We start from the raw sequence: 16,421 nt of genomic DNA, 5'->3' as shown, positions 1-16,421 counted from the left end.
GCTCTGCGAAAAAAGCAGCACCGGCAGCGCGACCGGGCGCCTATGCCCTGCCCTGCCCCGGCTTACCGGCGCAGCAACTTTGCAGCAGGCAGGCCCATTAGATAAGCGCCTAAAAAAAGAGAGGCCGGGGCCTCTCTCTAATACACTATTTTCTATTCCTGAAAACCCGTTCCCTGGTACGTCATGGGAATGATATGATCGCAGATCAGGCGCCTTCTTCCAGGCTGAGCATTTTTTCGAATACGACATCGTACTCCTGCTGCACCTTAGCCAACAGTTCCGTACAGGTTTTATACTTTTCCTCTGCCTGTTGGAATTTGGCTTTATCGGTATAAATCTCGGGGTTGGCCAATTCCGCTTCCAGCCTGGTTTTGTCGGCTTCTACCTTATTCAGTTGCTCTTCCAGTTTCTGGAATTCTTTTTGTTTTTTCTGCAGTTCTTTTTTGCGTTCGTTCTGCTCGCGGCTATCCACCGGTTTTACTTCTTTCTTTACTTCAGGCTGTTGCTTTTTAGGCTCGGGCTGTTGTCCTGCAGCGGCTTTGCGCGCGCGGTCCAGCTTTTCCTGCTTCCAGGTCACAAACTCTTCATAAGTGCCGGGGAAGGATACCACTTTGCCGTTATCGATCTCCCAGTATTTGTTGGCCGTACGGCTTACGAAATAACGGTCGTGCGAGATCAGGATATAGGTGCCTTCGTATTGGTTCAGCGCTTCGATCAGTAAGTCCACCGACTGCATATCCAAGTGGTTGGTCGGTTCATCGAGCAGCAGGAAGTTGGCCTTGCCGGCAATTACCTTAGCCAGCGCCACACGGGCCTTTTCGCCACCCGACAGTACTTTGATCTTCTTGAATACATCGTCGCCGGTAAACAGGAAACAGCCCAGCAACTGGCGCAGCTGCAGTTCTGTTTTACCGCTGCCACAGGCTTTCATTTCGTCCAGCAAACTGTTTTCGATATCCAGCGATTCGAGCTGGTGCTGGGCATAAAAGCTCTCTCTCACATTATGCCAACCGGTACGCTGGCCTTTAAAAGGCTCCAGCCCGGATATGATGCGCATCAGCGTAGACTTACCCTTACCATTGGCGCCGACCAGCGCGATCTTATCGCCGCGGATCACCTCCAGGTCGGTATTATCGAGGATCTGCAGATCGCCATAACTTTTAGAAGCATGTTTCAGATCGCAAATGATCTTACCCGGTTGGGTTTCTACGTCGAAGCTGATATTCATTTTAGGCGCGTTGGAACCCGGCAGTTCGATACGGTCCAGCTTATCCAGCTTCTTCATAAGGCTCTGTGCCTGCTTGGCCTTACTGGCCTTGGCTTTAAACCTTTCGATAAAGCGTTCCTGCTGGTCGATATATTTCTGCTGGTTTTCGTACTCGCGCTCCATAAACTCCATGCGGGTGGCCTTTTCCTCTTCGAAGAACGAATAGTTACCGCTGTAGACATGCAGTTTCTGCATAAACAGTTCTACGGTGCGGGTAATCATACGGTCGAGGAAATAACGGTCGTGCGATACGATAATAACCGTACCCGGGTAGCTTTGCAGATAACGTTCCAACCATTCGATAGAGGGAAGATCGAGGTGGTTGGTCGGTTCATCGAGCATCAGGATATCGGGTTGCTGCAACATCAGTTTGGCCAGCAGTACACGCATACGCCAGCCACCGCTGAACTGGTTATAGGGCCTTTGCAGGTCTTTGGTCGAAAAGCCAAGCCCCTCCAGCACTTCGGCTGCACGGTGTTCCATTTCATAACCACCGGCCAGTTCAAACTCATGCAGGGTTTCACTATAACGGATCAGCAGCTCTTCATCTTCGGGCCGCTCTTCCAGCTCCTGGGTTATTTCGGCCAGTTCCTTTTCGATGGCTACGGCCTTTTCGAAGGCGGTAGCGCCTACGGATAAAATGGAATCGTCGGTCGAGAAGCTCAGCAGGTCCTGGTTGAAAAAGCCGATAGACGTATCGTTGGCACGTTGAATATTACCACTGTCGATCGTATACTCGCCCATGATCAGGCGAAGCAGGGTCGATTTTCCGGCGCCATTGGGACCTACCAGGCCGATACGTTCGCCTTCGCCGATCTGCCAGCTGGCTTCATCCAGCATCTTACGCGCGCCGAAAGAGAAAGAAACATTATTTAATGCAAGTAACATATACCTCAGACCCTGCCAGGCAGGGCTATTTTTAAATGAGGTGCAAAATTATAACAATATTATGGAAGATGGGCAATAGCCGCCAGGTAATCTGTGCACGGGCGCTTAACTGCAGTCCTGGGGTGTTTTTTCGAGCCGGGAAATATCGTAGCCCTGCAGCCGGAGGCGGTCCAGTATACCCTGGTATACCGCGGCCTCCATCACGGGTTGCCGCGACAATATCCAGAGGTAGTTGCGGCTGGGATGCCCTACTACGGCATAACTGTAATCGCCGGCCAGGTCGATGATCCAGTATTTACCGGTAAAAGGCCAGAAAAACTGTACGGAGAGCTTGGCGTTCGTTTTTTTGTCTTTAACCTTCGCTTTCGCGGTACGCACTTTCTCCTTACCTGCCACCCTGCAGCGGTTCACCACTTTTATAGACCCATCCTCGTTGCTGCTGTATTCGGCAGTGGTGCAGCGACAGCCCTTCTGGAAACGCTGCGGGAAACTGGCAATGTCATACCATTTGCCCAGATACCGTTTTAAATCCACATAAGGTACCGTCTGCAAATCCATGCTATCCTCTCCTGTTGCCATTGGTCGCGGTTTTGGTTCATTTACAGAACAGCGCTAACGGCAAAAAGTTGCCAGGTATACTACCTCCCCTTCCATAAAAAAAGGAGCTGCAGTGACGCAGCTCCTCCTATACCAGTAATAAGGATTATCGAATCACTACCTGTTTGGTAACAATACCTTTGTCGGTGTCGATCTTTACAAAATAGCAGCCGGGCGCCAGTTGCAGGTTATCCAGCGTCAGCGCTGCGCCGGCATTTTTACCTGCGCATGCGCGTTGCAGCATACGTTGTCCCAGCAGGTTGTAAACCGTTACTGCTTTAGCCGCCAGGTGCCCGGTTTTAATGGTAAAACTGCTGCTTGCAGGGTTGGGATACAGGCTAACCGTTGCAGCCAGTGTTTCCTTGTCTTCTATCGAAGTGCCCGATTCCGGGCTAACATAGGAGAAAGCATAAACCGGGGGCGCCGACGAGTTGATGGTTTCGTTAACGATGAGGCTCATAATATAATGATGCTGGTTTGCCGCCATCCAGTAATAATGGGTTATCCGCATCTGTATTGCCTGACCGGAGGTCAGTGCGACCGTATTTTCCACCAGCTTTTGCCGCAATACATTGTAATAGGTGCCGGCGGGCGTTTTGAGTGTGCCGTAACCGTCGATGATACTATTTACCGAACCCGACCGCATACCAACTACCCCGCTGCCGAAAAAGTTATCGGAATAGGCTTGGTTGTAGGCGATAGGGAACTCGAGCATTTTCATCGGATCTGAAAATGAGAAGCTGGAAGGCGAGAATTCGCCGACCTGGTTCAGTTCGGTAGCCGATTTGGCAAAGAACACTTTCGTCGAAATGTTCGTTTTAAGGACCTGGTTTGCCGTAGCGAAGGTGCCGCAATCACTGTCTCCCGGGCAGGCCGCGGCCGTATAACGAATACCGGCTACCAGCTTACGGCTGCTGAAGTCCCAGGTAACATCAGCGCCCGCAGGACCAGGATCGATAGCCGTCATGCTTAGAAAGTTTTTACAATCGAAATTGGGAACGGCCAAGTAATCGAACTCCGCCGATTCGATAACAGGCTGCGCCTGGCTTAAGCCGGCAACAGCGGATAGACAAGCTACGAGTAGCGCTCTTTTCATGGGTTTCGTTTTTTAGGTGGCCGCAAAAGTAAGCTAAGCGACAAAAGGATGTAAAAGAAGGTATATATTTATAATAGCAGCAATCAAGACCAGGCCAGCAAAATCAACACGCAACTCCAATAAGTGATTTTATTTACATATAAACATCACATCTTTATAATACCTGTTTTTCAAAACCAGGTATCCCGGATTTAAGAATTTCGTAATTCGCCCGCCCCCCGGCAAACTATTCCCTGTTTTACATTTTATTACCTACATTTGCCCTGCATTTTAATTCAAAAAATCAATCAATTTATACTCTTATGGCATACGATGTAATCGTAGTAGGCAGTGGTCCGGGTGGCTATGTTGCCGCTATCCGCGCTTCACAATTAGGCTTCAAAACGGCTATCGTGGAAAAAGAAAATCTGGGTGGTATCTGTCTGAACTGGGGTTGTATCCCAACCAAAGCTTTGTTGAAATCAGCCCAGGTATTTGAATATATCAGCCATTCCCAGGATTACGGCATCGAAGTAGGCGATTCTAAAGTGGATTTTGAAAAGGTGATCAAACGCAGCCGCGGTGTTGCCGATAAGATGAGTAAAGGCATCCAGTTCCTGATGAAAAAGAACAAAATTGATGTTCTGGCAGGACACGGAAAGTTAAATGCAAAGAAAGAAGTAGAAGTTACCGATGCTGAAGGTAAAGTAACCGCACACCAGGCCAAGCACGTGGTGCTGGCTACCGGCGGCCGCAGCAGGGAATTACCCAACCTGCCTATCGACGGTAAAAAAGTGATCGGCTACCGCGAAGCAATGGTACTGCCACAGCAACCAAAATCTATGATCGTGGTAGGTAGCGGTGCTATCGGCGTTGAATTCGGTTATTTCTACCACACGATCGGTACTAAAGTAACGATTGTTGAGTTCATGCCACGCATCGTACCGGTTGAAGACGAAGATATCTCCAAAGAACTGGAAAAATCATTCAAGAAGAAAGGTATCGAAGTGATGACCAATGCTTCTGTTGAAAAAGTAGATACAACGGGCAATGGCGTAAAAGCAACCGTTAAAACAGCAACCGGCGAAGTAACCCTCGAGGCGGACATCCTGCTGAGCGCTGTAGGCGTGACGACCAACCTGGAAAATATCGGCCTGGAAACGCTGAACATCGCAACCGATAAAGGTCGCGTAACTGTCGACCCTTACTACAAAACCAATGTAGACGGCATCTACGCTATCGGCGATATCGTACCGGGCCAGGCACTGGCACACGTTGCCATGAAAGAAGCCGTGATCTGTATCGAAGCCATCGCTAAAAAAGAAGGCAAATTCGACCACCAGCCAGAACCGCTGGATTACGGTAATGTACCGGGCTGTACGTATTGCACACCGGAAATCGCTTCTGTAGGTATGACTGAAAAACAAGCCAAAGAAGCCGGTTACGAAATCAAAGTGGGTAAATTCCCATTCTCTGCCAGCGGTAAAGCAAGCGCAGCAGGTGCTACCGAAGGTTTTGTAAAAGTAGTATTCGACGCTAAATACGGCGAATGGTTAGGCACCCATATGATCGGCGCAAACGTAACCGAGATCATCTCTGAAACCGTTACTGCCCGCAAACTGGAAACCACATGGCACGAGCAGCTGGATACGATCTTCCCGCACCCGACCATGAGCGAAGCAGTGAAAGACGCCATCGAAGTAGCCCTGGGCGAAGCGATTCACCTGTAAGCTGGTGTTGAGATATGAGATGCTAGATATGAGATGTTAGATTTTAGATATAAGATGTTAGATGTGAGATATGAGATGTGAGATATGAGATGCTAGCTATGAGATGTGAGATTTTAGATATAAGAAAGCCATCCCTTGCGGGATGGCTTTTTTGGTAAATATATCATGCTGAGCGAAGCGAAGCAGCTCATCAGTTAGCTGGCTTCATCCTAGGGGAAGCGTACCGAGAGGAAGCCTGTCATGCTGAGCGCAGCGAAGCATCTCATCAGTTAGCTGGCTTTACCAAGGAGGAAGCCCTGCAGCGAAGCAGCTCATCAATTAGCTGGCTTCACCCTGGGGAAGCGCACCGCCCGTCTTTTTCCTGCCCGCCAGGAACTGGTCGAGGAACCAAAGCGGCAATCCACAGCAAAGGATAAAAAGGCCCATCTGGTAGCGCAATACGATAGGACCGGCCACGATACTGAACGCCATGGTCAGGGCCATCAACAAGGTCCATAACAGGAACAGGGCGATACGGGACTTTTTGTCGCTGTCCTGCCCGGTACGGCGCAACAGGTATAACAAGGGAAATAGAATACCACCGATCATAGCAAGACCGTGTAGGGGCACATCAAAATTGCCGATAGCCACCTGCACGCCCGGGTACCTGCCGGTTATCTTTTCCGATTCAAAACCAAACCACTTTTGCGTAACCTTCGGCACTACCGGCGGGTTCTGATAGTTCATGTATTGTTTCATTTCTACCTTGAGCGGCCAGAAAAAATAATAGGCGTTAGGTATTGCAAAATGCCGGATATAGGCGCCGGGATGATCCATGATGATCTTCTTCCCATACTCGTAATACAGCGGCGATACCTGGTACCAGGCCGTGAAATAATCACGGCGGTACTTTTGCCGGTAATAAAATACATACTGTTTCAAGGGGCTTCCCAGATCCCACATAAAAGGCCAGGCCAGCTTGTTTTCCTTCAGCTCCTGTTTGCCAAGCGGCGAGATGGAGTCGATGAATTGCCGGGTAAATTTGTCGAGCAGCTGCATATCGGGGTCATCAAATTCGCTGGCCTGCACCCCCGCATGTTTATAAATGATCAGGGCATTGTTGGCCATCATCCAACCACTGAAACCCGAAAACACAGGCGCTTGGGTCTGCTCTTCGGTTACTTTCGTTTCCCTGTTGACGGTATTGGCAATAATAACCAGGCTTGCCAGTATGCCTACAAAACGGTAAACCGGCTTGGCCTTAACCGCCAGTATAAAGGCCAGCACGGAAATAGCCGGATAATAAAGGGCGTTATAACGCACCTCAAAACACCAGTACAGGAAAATAACCTGGGCCACCAGGGCCCACCAGGGCGCTTTTTTATGGATCCAGATCAAGGTAGCAAACCAAAGTACGGTGAATGCCGCAAAAGTACCGTCGGCAAGGATCTGGTTGCCGACAACCAGGTAAGCAGGATTCAGCGTCATTAAAACCAGGGCCGTATACTTAACGCCCTTTTTACGGAAGCCATACAGGTAATCGATCGAAAAAAACAGGAAGAGCCCGGAACAGACGATCAGGAAGTATTGTACGAAAACCACTAAGGATGCAGACTCCGCTATGTTGTGCAGGATCTTCAGGAACTTGGAATAACCCAGCGGGCGGTAATACACCTTTAAGTTTTCAGCTGCGGCGATCACATAACCATGCGAATCGGCCGAAAAGTCGGGCATGGGCAGGCAGTACTTGAAGAGGATCAACAAGAGGGCAGCTACACCAAGCACAACTCCGAAGATGAGGCGGTTGCTCTTATTTTTAAAGATAAAATCAGAGAACTTAGGAGCTGCAACAGCTTGCTGCGCCACGATCCTGGGCGATGGCACAACCTTCGCCTCTTTTTGCTGCTGCACTGCTTCTTTATGATTTTTGGGATGAGCCATGGTTACTGTATTGATATTATCGGTTATTTTTTTTGACAGGCTATAACAGGTGCGTAGGGTATGGACAATAAACTTTCCGCGCAGCTTGCCCCTTACTCCTGCCGGTGTACGGCAAAGAGCGGGAAAACAGCGGACCATAAGTTGCCGGGGTGCCAGACCCCTTACCGGAAAAGATTTACGGATAATTTATTTTAACGAGATAACAAGGTTCTGCCGTGCCTATAGTATGTACGATCGTAATCGCTTGCGGATACTTCTCTATTATTTTGGCACAGTATCTATGTAACGTGGTAATGATGTTGTTGGGATTGGCTACGTTAGGATCGGCACGTAAACTTGCGAGGATCATATAAATCACTTTCTGTTCCTTTAATGCAGCAAGCATCTGGTCCGAATCCTTATCATTGGGACAACTGTAGATCCCTAAAAAGTACCGGCCCTTATTGTATACCGAAATACCGTTGGGCTTTCGTACGGCAACCACCTGGTCTTCCGGGATATGCTCTGTGATCCACTTGCCCATTTCCAGGTAGTTGATACAATCCTGGCTATAACCATAATAAGGATCACCGGAAAGATTTTCCTGTAGTACGGGCAGGCTCTCCTGTATTGTGGCAGAAGCTTTAGAAAGCGTAACAAAGCCGGAATAGGCCAGCAGGATATAAAACCCTATGCGATTTACAGAAGCATGCTCCGCATTGAAGCGGTCGGCAAGCGTAAGCGCGCCGTAAAAAAGTAACAGGAAAATATAAGGCACGAGCACGATGATGATACGGTCCTGCGCAACGGCCGGTTGTAAGGCCAGGAAAGTAACCCCGGAAAGAATAACGGTATACAAACCGATAAAGAAAATGTACCGGTTCCTTTTGTAGGCAAACACCATGGCTGCCGCTACGATGAAGATGACCAGGAGCGTTGCAATAAGCGTAGTCCAGCCCTGCGTAGTAATACCCAACTCGTTAGGGGTAACCTGCCCCAGGTAGATCTGTGCATTTTTAACCAGCCGCATACCAAAGCCCGCAAGGCTTTCATGGCCAGCCTCGTAATGGTAGATATCTTTAACGAGTATCTGTTCTATCTGGCTGGAACCGGTATTGTTCTTGTAAATGAAGTACAACATCACTTCATACGGCACTTTAAAGAGCAGGTACCAGCCCAGTGCCTTAAAGGCATAACGCCATTGTTTGTAGACCAGGAAATAGGCCACTACGGCAAAGGGAATGATAAGCGCCACGTTTTTACCCAACGACATGACCAAACCTGCGAAACCCAGTAATATCCAGTGTTTCCGCATATCCTTGCCGGAAGCGAGCCGGTCTGTAAAATAGAAAAAGTAACCGGTGTACAGGTATTGTACCATCATATAACAGGCCTCTGAAAGTGTAGAACTGGTATAAAACTGCATATTGCTGCTGATGGCGCTGTAAATGAGTACAGGATAGAGTATGCGGTTGTCGACACGTTTATAACAGATACGGTACAGGGTAACAAAACCGGTAAAAGCAAAAAGAAAAGAAAAACATTTAAGCATGACCACATTGGTACCGGCCAGGAAGATGATCGCGGCCAGTATAAGGCCATAAAGGCTCGACTGCCTCGGATAAGCATGCCGGTGCATGAAATTGTAGGCATCCAGGATATAGTTGGCATCATCGCCCATCAGGAAGAGCTTGGCATTAAAATTGAGCAAACCCATAAAGATAAAGACCAGGCATACCAGCACAAAAGGTATGGTGAGCCATCCTTTACGCTCCCCCCCGGGTGTAAGTGCTTGAAATGCTGCCGGGCTTGCAGGAGCCGGGGCTACTGTGGGTACCGCTTTCGCCATAGTGGCTTCTGTTTTACTATTGCTCATAGGGATAAAAAATAATCGTTAGGCCATCACTACTGTAAAGGGCAAACCCTTCCCGGGCCGCTATCAGAGCAGCAATATTCATCTTGCTAGTAAAAGTTTTGGTTATCCGGTCTTTGCCTACAAAGCGCGTTACCATCGCCCGTAATTGTTATCCTCAAATGCTTTCAGAGGTCATTACACAGGACTATATTACAGGACAGACAGCACTTCCCCGGGACGGTAGCTGATACCGCCTGTTCCACATACGAAGGTGTCTATGGTAATTGTTTGTATTGAAGACTTGTTGTTTATACAACAGTCCATATTCCCTAAAACCCTTAGCGACCGTTTTATTTTTTTTAAGAAATTCCGGTAAGGGTATAAAAAAGGAAAGGGGCTTAATAAGCCCCTCTATATTTTTGCTGTCTTACGGCTGTCCTGGTATCGTAAATGGTATATACTGCTCTGTCAAGCCTGTTGCCGCTTCCACTTCTGCGCTATGCGTATCGCGGTTTCCAGCATATCGGCATCCCAGCGTTCGGTATGCCAGGCGGTGCCGGCAAGCCCCGATGTTGCTAAAGTATCCTGGGCTTCCCGGCAGGAAGATGCCTGTTCCAGTATACCCGACAGCTCCAGTTGCTGCGCATATAGTATTTCATCTTCTTCGGGACGGCCGGCTATGGAGACCGCCTGCACAGGCAGGAAAGCATTGAGTGCCGCCTGTTGCGGCTGCGGCCGGTATGCCTGTACGATCTCCTGCATCGTGATGAAGTCGTTGTAAAAACCCTGCTTACTGCCCTCCGTCTGCAAACCGGTACCCAGCTGTTCCATAACCACGTACTTCAGGTTGGGACATAAAGGCAAGGTACGGCGCAGCAGGTCGAATACGACCGTGGGCACGGCATCATCATGCGTATCTCTTCTTATGGTACGTCCCTGGCCCGATGCGGCATCCTCCCAGCTGCCACCCGAAATATGGATCTCCCGCACCCGGTGCAGCGGGTACAGGCCGATCAGTTGTTCGTAGGGCATAGAAAAATTATGCAGCTGGCAATAGAGATTATGAAGGTCCAATATGATAAAGCCGTTGACGGGCTTCACCAGCATTTCGAGAAATTCGCCGTGGCGTTTCACTTCGTCTGCCGAATACGAAAAAGCCAGGTTTTCCAGGCCTACCGGGCATTGCGCGGCATCCTGTATGCGCATCAGCCGGTCGCGGCCTATACGTAAGGTAACATCGGAATAGGGAATGTTCAGGGGCGCCCCGCTATGAAAATCCTTACCGGTCATAAAACCGAAATGCTCGGTAATATGGTCGAACCGGAAAGTACCCGCCATTTTGCGGAGCGCTTCAAGCCAGGCTTTTTGCTCGGGCAGGAACCTGCCCGAAAATAAAGAGAAGAATACCCCATGGCCCACCAGGCGGCCTGCATCGCTATAGGTATGCAACAGCTCCAGGAACCAGGAAGGAATTTCCTTATAATTAAAAAGCGTATCGAACGACCATTCTATGGCCTCCACGCGCTCTTCGGCAAACAAAGGCAGGGATGCCGATAAGATACCGGCATCCAGGTTACAGGCAATTGAAGATAAAATCGGCGTCATCTGTTCGTGGTCTACAAAAAGTTTAAGGTGTTTTATATCCGGGCCTCCCTGTATCCCTGCCGGGCGGTTAGCCCATGCCACAACCAGGACAGGAATGGTCGGCATCGGAGCCCGAAGCCGGGCGCGGTGCGCGTTTTTCCGCCTGTGGTTGCGGTTCCTCTTTTTTCGAGCACGAAGTGGCGGCAACCTGTACGGTAATACCCACAAGGATCGCCCCGAGTAATGCTTTGGATACTTTCATGTTTTTAGCGTTTAAATGATGAAACGGGTACATTTATTGATAGTCCCGCTATTACAGAGACGCAGGATGCGGTTGCCGTATTAGTGCATGCCCCGTTTATTTATCCCATGCCACAAGCCGGGCAGGGATCGGTCGAAGGATCGGGAGCAGGTGGCTTAACATCGGAACCGGGCTGCGCAACGGCCGGTTTTACTTTGTCCTGCTGAGCCTTGCTGCAGGAAGGCAGGGCCTGTACCGTAATACCCGCCAGGATAGCGCCGAGTAATGCTTTTTGAATTTTCATGTTTACATTTTTTATAAGATGAAGGTTAAACGGCGCCCGGCGCCGCTCTTTATCATATAGACGGACGCGCCGCAGGTTTTCTTAGTAGAGCGCCTCAGCCCCGGCCGCAGGGCGGACAGTATTTGGGATCGTGGGGCACCTGTTGCTGCTGCAGGCTGTCGGGCTTCGGTTTGCCGACGGTATACCGCTTTTTCAGTTTGGTGCTGTCAGACTTGTGAACGCCGGCTTGTTTCACAGTGGTGCGGGGTGTGACGGGGCGGGTTTGTGCATTACCGGTATCAGCCATGGGCAAAAGCAGGGCCAGGCTTATGGCCTGCAGGAGTTTGGGAGCAACTTTCATAACCTTATGTTTTAAAGAAAAAAATGCCGCTTTACCCGCGGTCTGTCTCTTAGATGCAGGCGCCTGACCGATTGCATAAACCCTGCTCCTGTAATTTTCCGACTTAGGATAATTAACAAAGACAATTTGCTGATCCCGTGTAAAAAATTAAATTTGCACCGCAATTGCGTTAACACACATTAATAAACGTATCCATATTTATGAATTTTCAATTTACCGAAGAACAACTGGCCGTACAGAAGGCCGCCCGTGATTTTGCCCAGAACGAACTGTTACCGGGTGTAATCGAACGTGACGAGCATCAGAAATTTCCTGCAGAGCAGATCAAGATGCTCGGTGAACTGGGTTTTTTAGGTATGATGGTTGATCCGAAATATGGCGGTTCCGGTATGGACGCGGTATCTTATGTACTGGCTATGGAAGAAATTTCCAAAGTAGACGCTTCAGCCTCCGTGGTGATGAGCGTAAACAACTCGCTGGTATGCTGGGGCCTCGAAACCTACGGTAACGAAGAGCAAAAGCAAAAATACCTGGTGCCCCTGGCTTCCGGCCAGCAGATCGGCGCGTTCCTGCTGAGCGAGCCTGAAGCCGGTTCTGACGCTACCTCGCAGCGCACTACCGCCGAAGACAAAGGCGACCATTATGTAATCAACGGTATCAAGAACTGGATTACCAATGGTAACTCCGCCTCTACCTACCTGGTAATTGCACAAACAGACATCGCTAAAAAACATAAAGGTATCAATGCCTTTATCGTAGATAAAAACACCCCGGGTATTACCGTGGGCGCAAAAGAAAACAAACTGGGTATCCGCGGCAGCGACACCCACAGCATCTCTTTCCAGGATGTAAAAGTTCCGAAAGAGAACCGCATCGGCGAAGACGGCTTCGGCTTCAACTTCGCGATGAAAACCCTGGGCGGCGGCCGTATCGGTATCGCATCGCAGGCGCTGGGTATTGCCAGCGGCGCTTACGAACTGGCGCTCAAATATTCCAAAGAGCGTAAAGCCTTCGGTACCGAGATCATGAACCACCAGGCTATAGCCTTTAAACTGGCCGACATGGCTACCCAAATCGAGACGGCCCGCCTGCTTTGCCTCAAAGCGGCCTGGCTGAAGGACCAGGGCCAGGATTATACCCTTGCCGGTTCTATGGCTAAACTGTATGCATCCGAGATCGCACAGAGCGTTACCAACGAAGCGGTACAGATCCACGGCGGTTACGGTTATGTAAAAGAATTCCACGTAGAGCGCCTGATGCGCGATGCGAAGATCACCCAGATCTACGAAGGTACCAGCGAGGTACAGAAGATCGTGATCAGCCGCAGCGTACTGAAATAAACAAACGGTTATCCGCAATCATATGTAATAGAAAGTTCCCCTAGCCGGGAGCTTTCTTTATTTCCGGCCGCCAGGGTTTTCAATCCGGGTAATATATTAAGTATAACAATGCCGGGCTTACCGGATTTATTTCCGATAACCACTTAGCTTTCTTATCTTTGCAGCGCTTTTAACGCTTACAAAGGTTTAAAGAGGTATAGAAAAGTTTTATTTTGATTAAGTTTTCCCGGCACAAGATCCATACTACAGCTACCGGAACCGGATTGTAAATAAATGACAATCAATTACATAATCCACATCAATTTCATTTCCAATCCTCTTCAGTCCAAAATCATAAGCGATTGTTTCAACAATTGGGGCGCACAGGTAAAGATTTTTAACATCCAAAAAGATGCTAAAAATTTGGATAAATAAAAATAAAAGTTACCTTTGCAGTCCAAAAAAATTCAAAGTAACAGGAATGCCTACTATACAACAATTAGTTCGTAAGGGTCGTACAGCGATCAAAACCAAGTCTAAATCGCCCGCTCTGGACGATTGTCCTCAACGCCGTGGTGTATGTACCCGTGTATATACTACTACGCCTAAAAAACCAAACTCAGCTTTGCGTAAAGTAGCAAAGGTGCGTCTGACTAACAAAATCGAAGTTATCGCTTACATCCCCGGTGAAGGTCACAACCTTCAGGAGCACAGCATCGTGCTGATCCGTGGTGGTCGTGTTAAGGATCTGCCAGGTGTACGTTATCACATCGTTCGTGGTGCATTGGATACCGCGGGTGTTAAAGATCGTAAACAGAGCCGCTCTAAATACGGTACCAAGAAAGAAAAAGCTAAAAAATAAGCTACCGTTGTTCCCTAAAGGAAAAACAGTTACATTTTATTATTACCCCCAATACGGCTGAGTAAAGTTTTAATTCTTGAAGAAATTCAGCCGAGTTTAAAAATTAAAATCAATGAGAAAGGCGCAAGCTAAAAAGCACCCTTTGGCTCCAGATCCAAAGTTTAACGATAAACAAGTTACCCGTTTCGTAAATACAATGATGTGGGCCGGTAAAAAAACCGTTGCTTTCAACATTTTTTACGATGCAATCGATAAAGTAAGCTCTATAACCTCTGAAGATGGTTATGAGATCTGGAAAAAAGCATTACAGAATGTAACTCCAGGTGTGGAAGTACGTAGCCGCCGTATCGGTGGTGCTACCTTCCAGATCCCTTCTGAAGTTCGTGCTGACCGTAAAATCTCCCTGAGCATGAAATGGCTGATCCGTTACAGCCGCGAGCGTAATGGTAAAACCATGGCAGACAAGCTGGCTAACGAAATCGTAGCAGCAAGCAAAGGTGAAGGTGGTGCTTTCAAAAAGAAAGAAGATACACACCGTATGGCTGAAGCCAACAAGGCTTTCGCTCACTTCCGGGTATAACCTTATTTGAATTTTTTTTAGGTAAAAAGAAAACCTGTACGTTTCGTACAGGTTTTTTTATGGGCGCTAACGATTGCGTTAATATTAGTCATCATTTTTAATTTCCTGATCTTTTTCACTCCAAAATAACTATTTTTGAGCGTTCAAATAAAACCCCGATAATAAAGATACTATGGCTGAAGTAATACGTATGCCGCTGTTAAGCGACACGATGAAGGAAGGCGTGATAGCGGAATGGCACAAAAAGGTAGGCGATAAGGTGAAGGCCGATGATGTAATAGCAGAAGTAGAGACCGATAAAGCAACCATGGAAGTGATGCCGTACGTAGAGGGAACCCTGCTGTATATTGGTGTGGAAAAAGGAAAAGCTGCTCCTGTAAACGGCGTTATCGCGATCGTAGGCAAGGAAGGAGAAGATTATAAAACATTACTCGAAAAAGAATCAACTACAACAGCTCCTGCAGCAGCACCCGCTGCCGCGGAAGAAAAGACCGAAGCACCGGCCGCCCAGCCCAAAGCCGCTCCGGAAGCCGCACCTGCGCCCGAAGCGAAAAAAGCCAAACCTAAATCAGGCGACGCAACCGTAATCAGGATGCCCCTGCTGAGCGATACCATGAAGGAAGGCAAAATCGTAGCCTGGCTCAAACAGGTAGGCGATAAAGTAAAAGCCGACGATGTACTGGCCGAAGTAGAAACCGACAAGGCGACTATGGAAGTAATGGGATATGTAGAAGGCACCCTGCTGTATATCGGTGTGGAAGCCGGTAATGCAGCACCGGTAAACGGTATCATTGCCATCGTGGGTAAAGAAGGTACCGATGTGGCGCCTTACCTCGACGACGATGACAGCAGCACTGCAACTGCGCCTACCGGCGAAAACGAAGCGCCCGCGGCAACAACAACCGCCCAACCCGCAGTTACGCCCGCAGCAGAAGCTGCCCCGCAAAGCGACGACGAACGCCTGAAAATATCGCCCCTGGCCCGCAAGATTGCCAAAGAAAAAGGCATAGCCCTGAACCAGTTACACGGTACCGGCGATGGCGGCAGGATCATAAAAAGAGATATCGATAACTATAAGCCGCAACAGGCAGCCGCAGCGGCGCAACCACAGGCCGCAGCCGGCGGAGCAGCCGTACCGGCCTTTGCTGCACCCGGCCAGGAAAGCCATACCGACCGCAGCCTCTCGCAGATGCGCAAGGTAATTGCCCAGCGCCTTACCGGCAGCAAATTCAGCGCACCACACTTCTACCTCCGCATGACCATTAAAATGGACAATGCCATCGCCGCACGTAAAGCGATGAACGAAGTGTCGCCGGTTAAGATCTCCTTTAACGACTATATTATTAAAGCCGTAGCCATGGCGCTGCGCAAGCACCCTGCGGTAAACAGCTCCTGGATGGGCGACTTTATCCGCGAAAACCACCATATCCATATCGGTTCGGCGGTAGCGGTAGACGAAGGCCTGATCGTTCCGGTGATCAAGTTTGCCGACCAGAAATCGCTGGCGCAGATCGCCCAGGAAGCATCGGTGCTGAACGAGAAAGCCAGGAACAAAAAACTGCAGCCCCAGGAGTTTACCGGTAATACCTTTACCGTATCCAACCTTGGCATGATGGATATCGACGAGTTTACCGCCATCATTAACCCGCCGGATAGCTGTATCCTTGCCATTGGTAAGATAGAGCCTACACCGGTAGCAGAGAATGGCCAGGTAGTGGTACGTAACCTGCTGAAACTGACCCTGAGCTGCGACCACCGCGTGGTGGATGGCGCTGTGGGCAGCCGTTTTATGCAGACCCTCAAAGCCTACCTCGAAAACCCGGTTACCATGCTGGTATAAGCAGCGCTTCGCAACGATTATTCACGATACAAAATAGCAA

The 16,421-nt window shown here is 49.1% G+C and carries 14 protein-coding genes; 5 read left to right on the top strand and 9 right to left on the bottom strand.

Going from position 1 to position 16,421, the window contains the following annotated elements:
* Positions 1-205: 205 nt before the first annotated feature.
* The 3 genes from B0I18_RS11270 to B0I18_RS11260 form a co-directional block, all read right to left on the bottom strand.
* Positions 206-2,155 carry an ABC transporter ATP-binding protein gene (locus B0I18_RS11270; RefSeq protein WP_106522809.1) on the bottom strand — a complete coding sequence of 650 codons (1,950 nt, stop codon included), beginning with the start codon at positions 2,153-2,155 and terminating at the stop codon, positions 206-208.
* A 105-nt stretch (positions 2,156-2,260) separates the two neighbouring features.
* The gene (locus B0I18_RS11265) at positions 2,261-2,734 is read right to left on the bottom strand and encodes a lipocalin family protein (RefSeq protein WP_106522808.1); all 474 of its coding nucleotides are present in this window, start codon (positions 2,732-2,734) and stop codon (positions 2,261-2,263) included.
* A 124-nt stretch (positions 2,735-2,858) separates the two neighbouring features.
* A complete protein-coding gene (locus B0I18_RS11260) occupies positions 2,859-3,848 on the bottom strand; it encodes a T9SS type A sorting domain-containing protein (RefSeq protein ID WP_106522807.1) in 990 nt (329 codons plus the stop codon).
* Positions 3,849-4,150: 302 nt separating this feature from the next.
* On the opposite strand from B0I18_RS11260, the gene lpdA reads away from it, so the two are divergent.
* Positions 4,151-5,557 (top strand): dihydrolipoyl dehydrogenase, encoded by a 1,407-nt coding sequence (lpdA, locus tag B0I18_RS11255; protein ID WP_106522806.1) that lies wholly within the window; start codon positions 4,151-4,153, stop codon positions 5,555-5,557.
* A gap of 318 nt (positions 5,558-5,875) precedes the next feature.
* Here the strand turns inward: lpdA and B0I18_RS11250 are convergent, their stop codons facing one another.
* The 6 genes from B0I18_RS11250 to B0I18_RS11230 all read right to left on the bottom strand — a co-directional run bounded on the left by B0I18_RS11250 (position 5,876) and on the right by B0I18_RS11230 (position 11,780).
* Positions 5,876-7,477 (bottom strand): hypothetical protein, encoded by a 1,602-nt coding sequence (locus B0I18_RS11250; protein WP_106522805.1) that lies wholly within the window; start codon positions 7,475-7,477, stop codon positions 5,876-5,878.
* A gap of 175 nt (positions 7,478-7,652) precedes the next feature.
* Positions 7,653-9,332: a hypothetical protein gene (locus B0I18_RS11245; protein ID WP_146146720.1), complete on the bottom strand. Its 1,680-nt coding sequence runs from the start codon at positions 9,330-9,332 to the stop codon at positions 7,653-7,655.
* A gap of 447 nt (positions 9,333-9,779) precedes the next feature.
* Positions 9,780-10,916, bottom strand: a complete 1,137-nt coding sequence (locus B0I18_RS11240) for a multinuclear nonheme iron-dependent oxidase (RefSeq protein WP_106522985.1) — start codon at positions 10,914-10,916, stop codon at positions 9,780-9,782.
* A gap of 67 nt (positions 10,917-10,983) precedes the next feature.
* Positions 10,984-11,157, bottom strand: a complete 174-nt coding sequence (locus B0I18_RS25080) for a chryseobasin-related MNIO class RiPP peptide (RefSeq protein WP_181358430.1) — start codon at positions 11,155-11,157, stop codon at positions 10,984-10,986.
* 100 nt (positions 11,158-11,257) lie between these two features.
* On the bottom strand, positions 11,258-11,440 hold the full coding sequence (locus tag B0I18_RS11235) for a chryseobasin-related MNIO class RiPP peptide (RefSeq protein WP_106522803.1): 183 nt from the start codon (positions 11,438-11,440) through the stop codon (positions 11,258-11,260).
* Between the two features lie 94 nt (positions 11,441-11,534).
* Positions 11,535-11,780 carry a hypothetical protein gene (locus B0I18_RS11230; protein ID WP_106522802.1) on the bottom strand — a complete coding sequence of 82 codons (246 nt, stop codon included), beginning with the start codon at positions 11,778-11,780 and terminating at the stop codon, positions 11,535-11,537.
* Positions 11,781-11,980: 200 nt separating this feature from the next.
* Here B0I18_RS11230 and B0I18_RS11225 point away from each other — a divergent pair, with 200 nt between their 5' ends.
* The 4 genes from B0I18_RS11225 (at position 11,981) to B0I18_RS11210 (ending at position 16,381) form a co-directional block, all read left to right on the top strand.
* Complete coding sequence (locus B0I18_RS11225; RefSeq protein ID WP_106522801.1) at positions 11,981-13,120, top strand: acyl-CoA dehydrogenase; 1,140 nt, start codon at positions 11,981-11,983, stop codon at positions 13,118-13,120.
* A gap of 391 nt (positions 13,121-13,511) precedes the next feature.
* Positions 13,512-13,961 (top strand): 30S ribosomal protein S12, encoded by a 450-nt coding sequence (gene rpsL, locus B0I18_RS11220; RefSeq protein ID WP_425444928.1) that lies wholly within the window; start codon positions 13,512-13,514, stop codon positions 13,959-13,961.
* Between the two features lie 112 nt (positions 13,962-14,073).
* Entirely contained in the window at positions 14,074-14,541 is a 468-nt protein-coding gene (gene rpsG / locus B0I18_RS11215; RefSeq protein WP_106522800.1) for a 30S ribosomal protein S7, read from the top strand.
* A gap of 172 nt (positions 14,542-14,713) precedes the next feature.
* Positions 14,714-16,381 carry a pyruvate dehydrogenase complex dihydrolipoamide acetyltransferase gene (locus B0I18_RS11210; protein ID WP_106522799.1) on the top strand — a complete coding sequence of 556 codons (1,668 nt, stop codon included), beginning with the start codon at positions 14,714-14,716 and terminating at the stop codon, positions 16,379-16,381.
* Positions 16,382-16,421: the final 40 nt, after the last annotated feature.

Source organism: Taibaiella chishuiensis, from assembly GCF_003014535.1.
Taxonomy (GTDB): Bacteria; Bacteroidota; Bacteroidia; order Chitinophagales; family Chitinophagaceae; genus Taibaiella; species Taibaiella chishuiensis.
The sequence above is the reverse complement of the archived record's forward strand: the minus strand, read 5'-3'. Positions and strand labels throughout refer to the sequence as shown.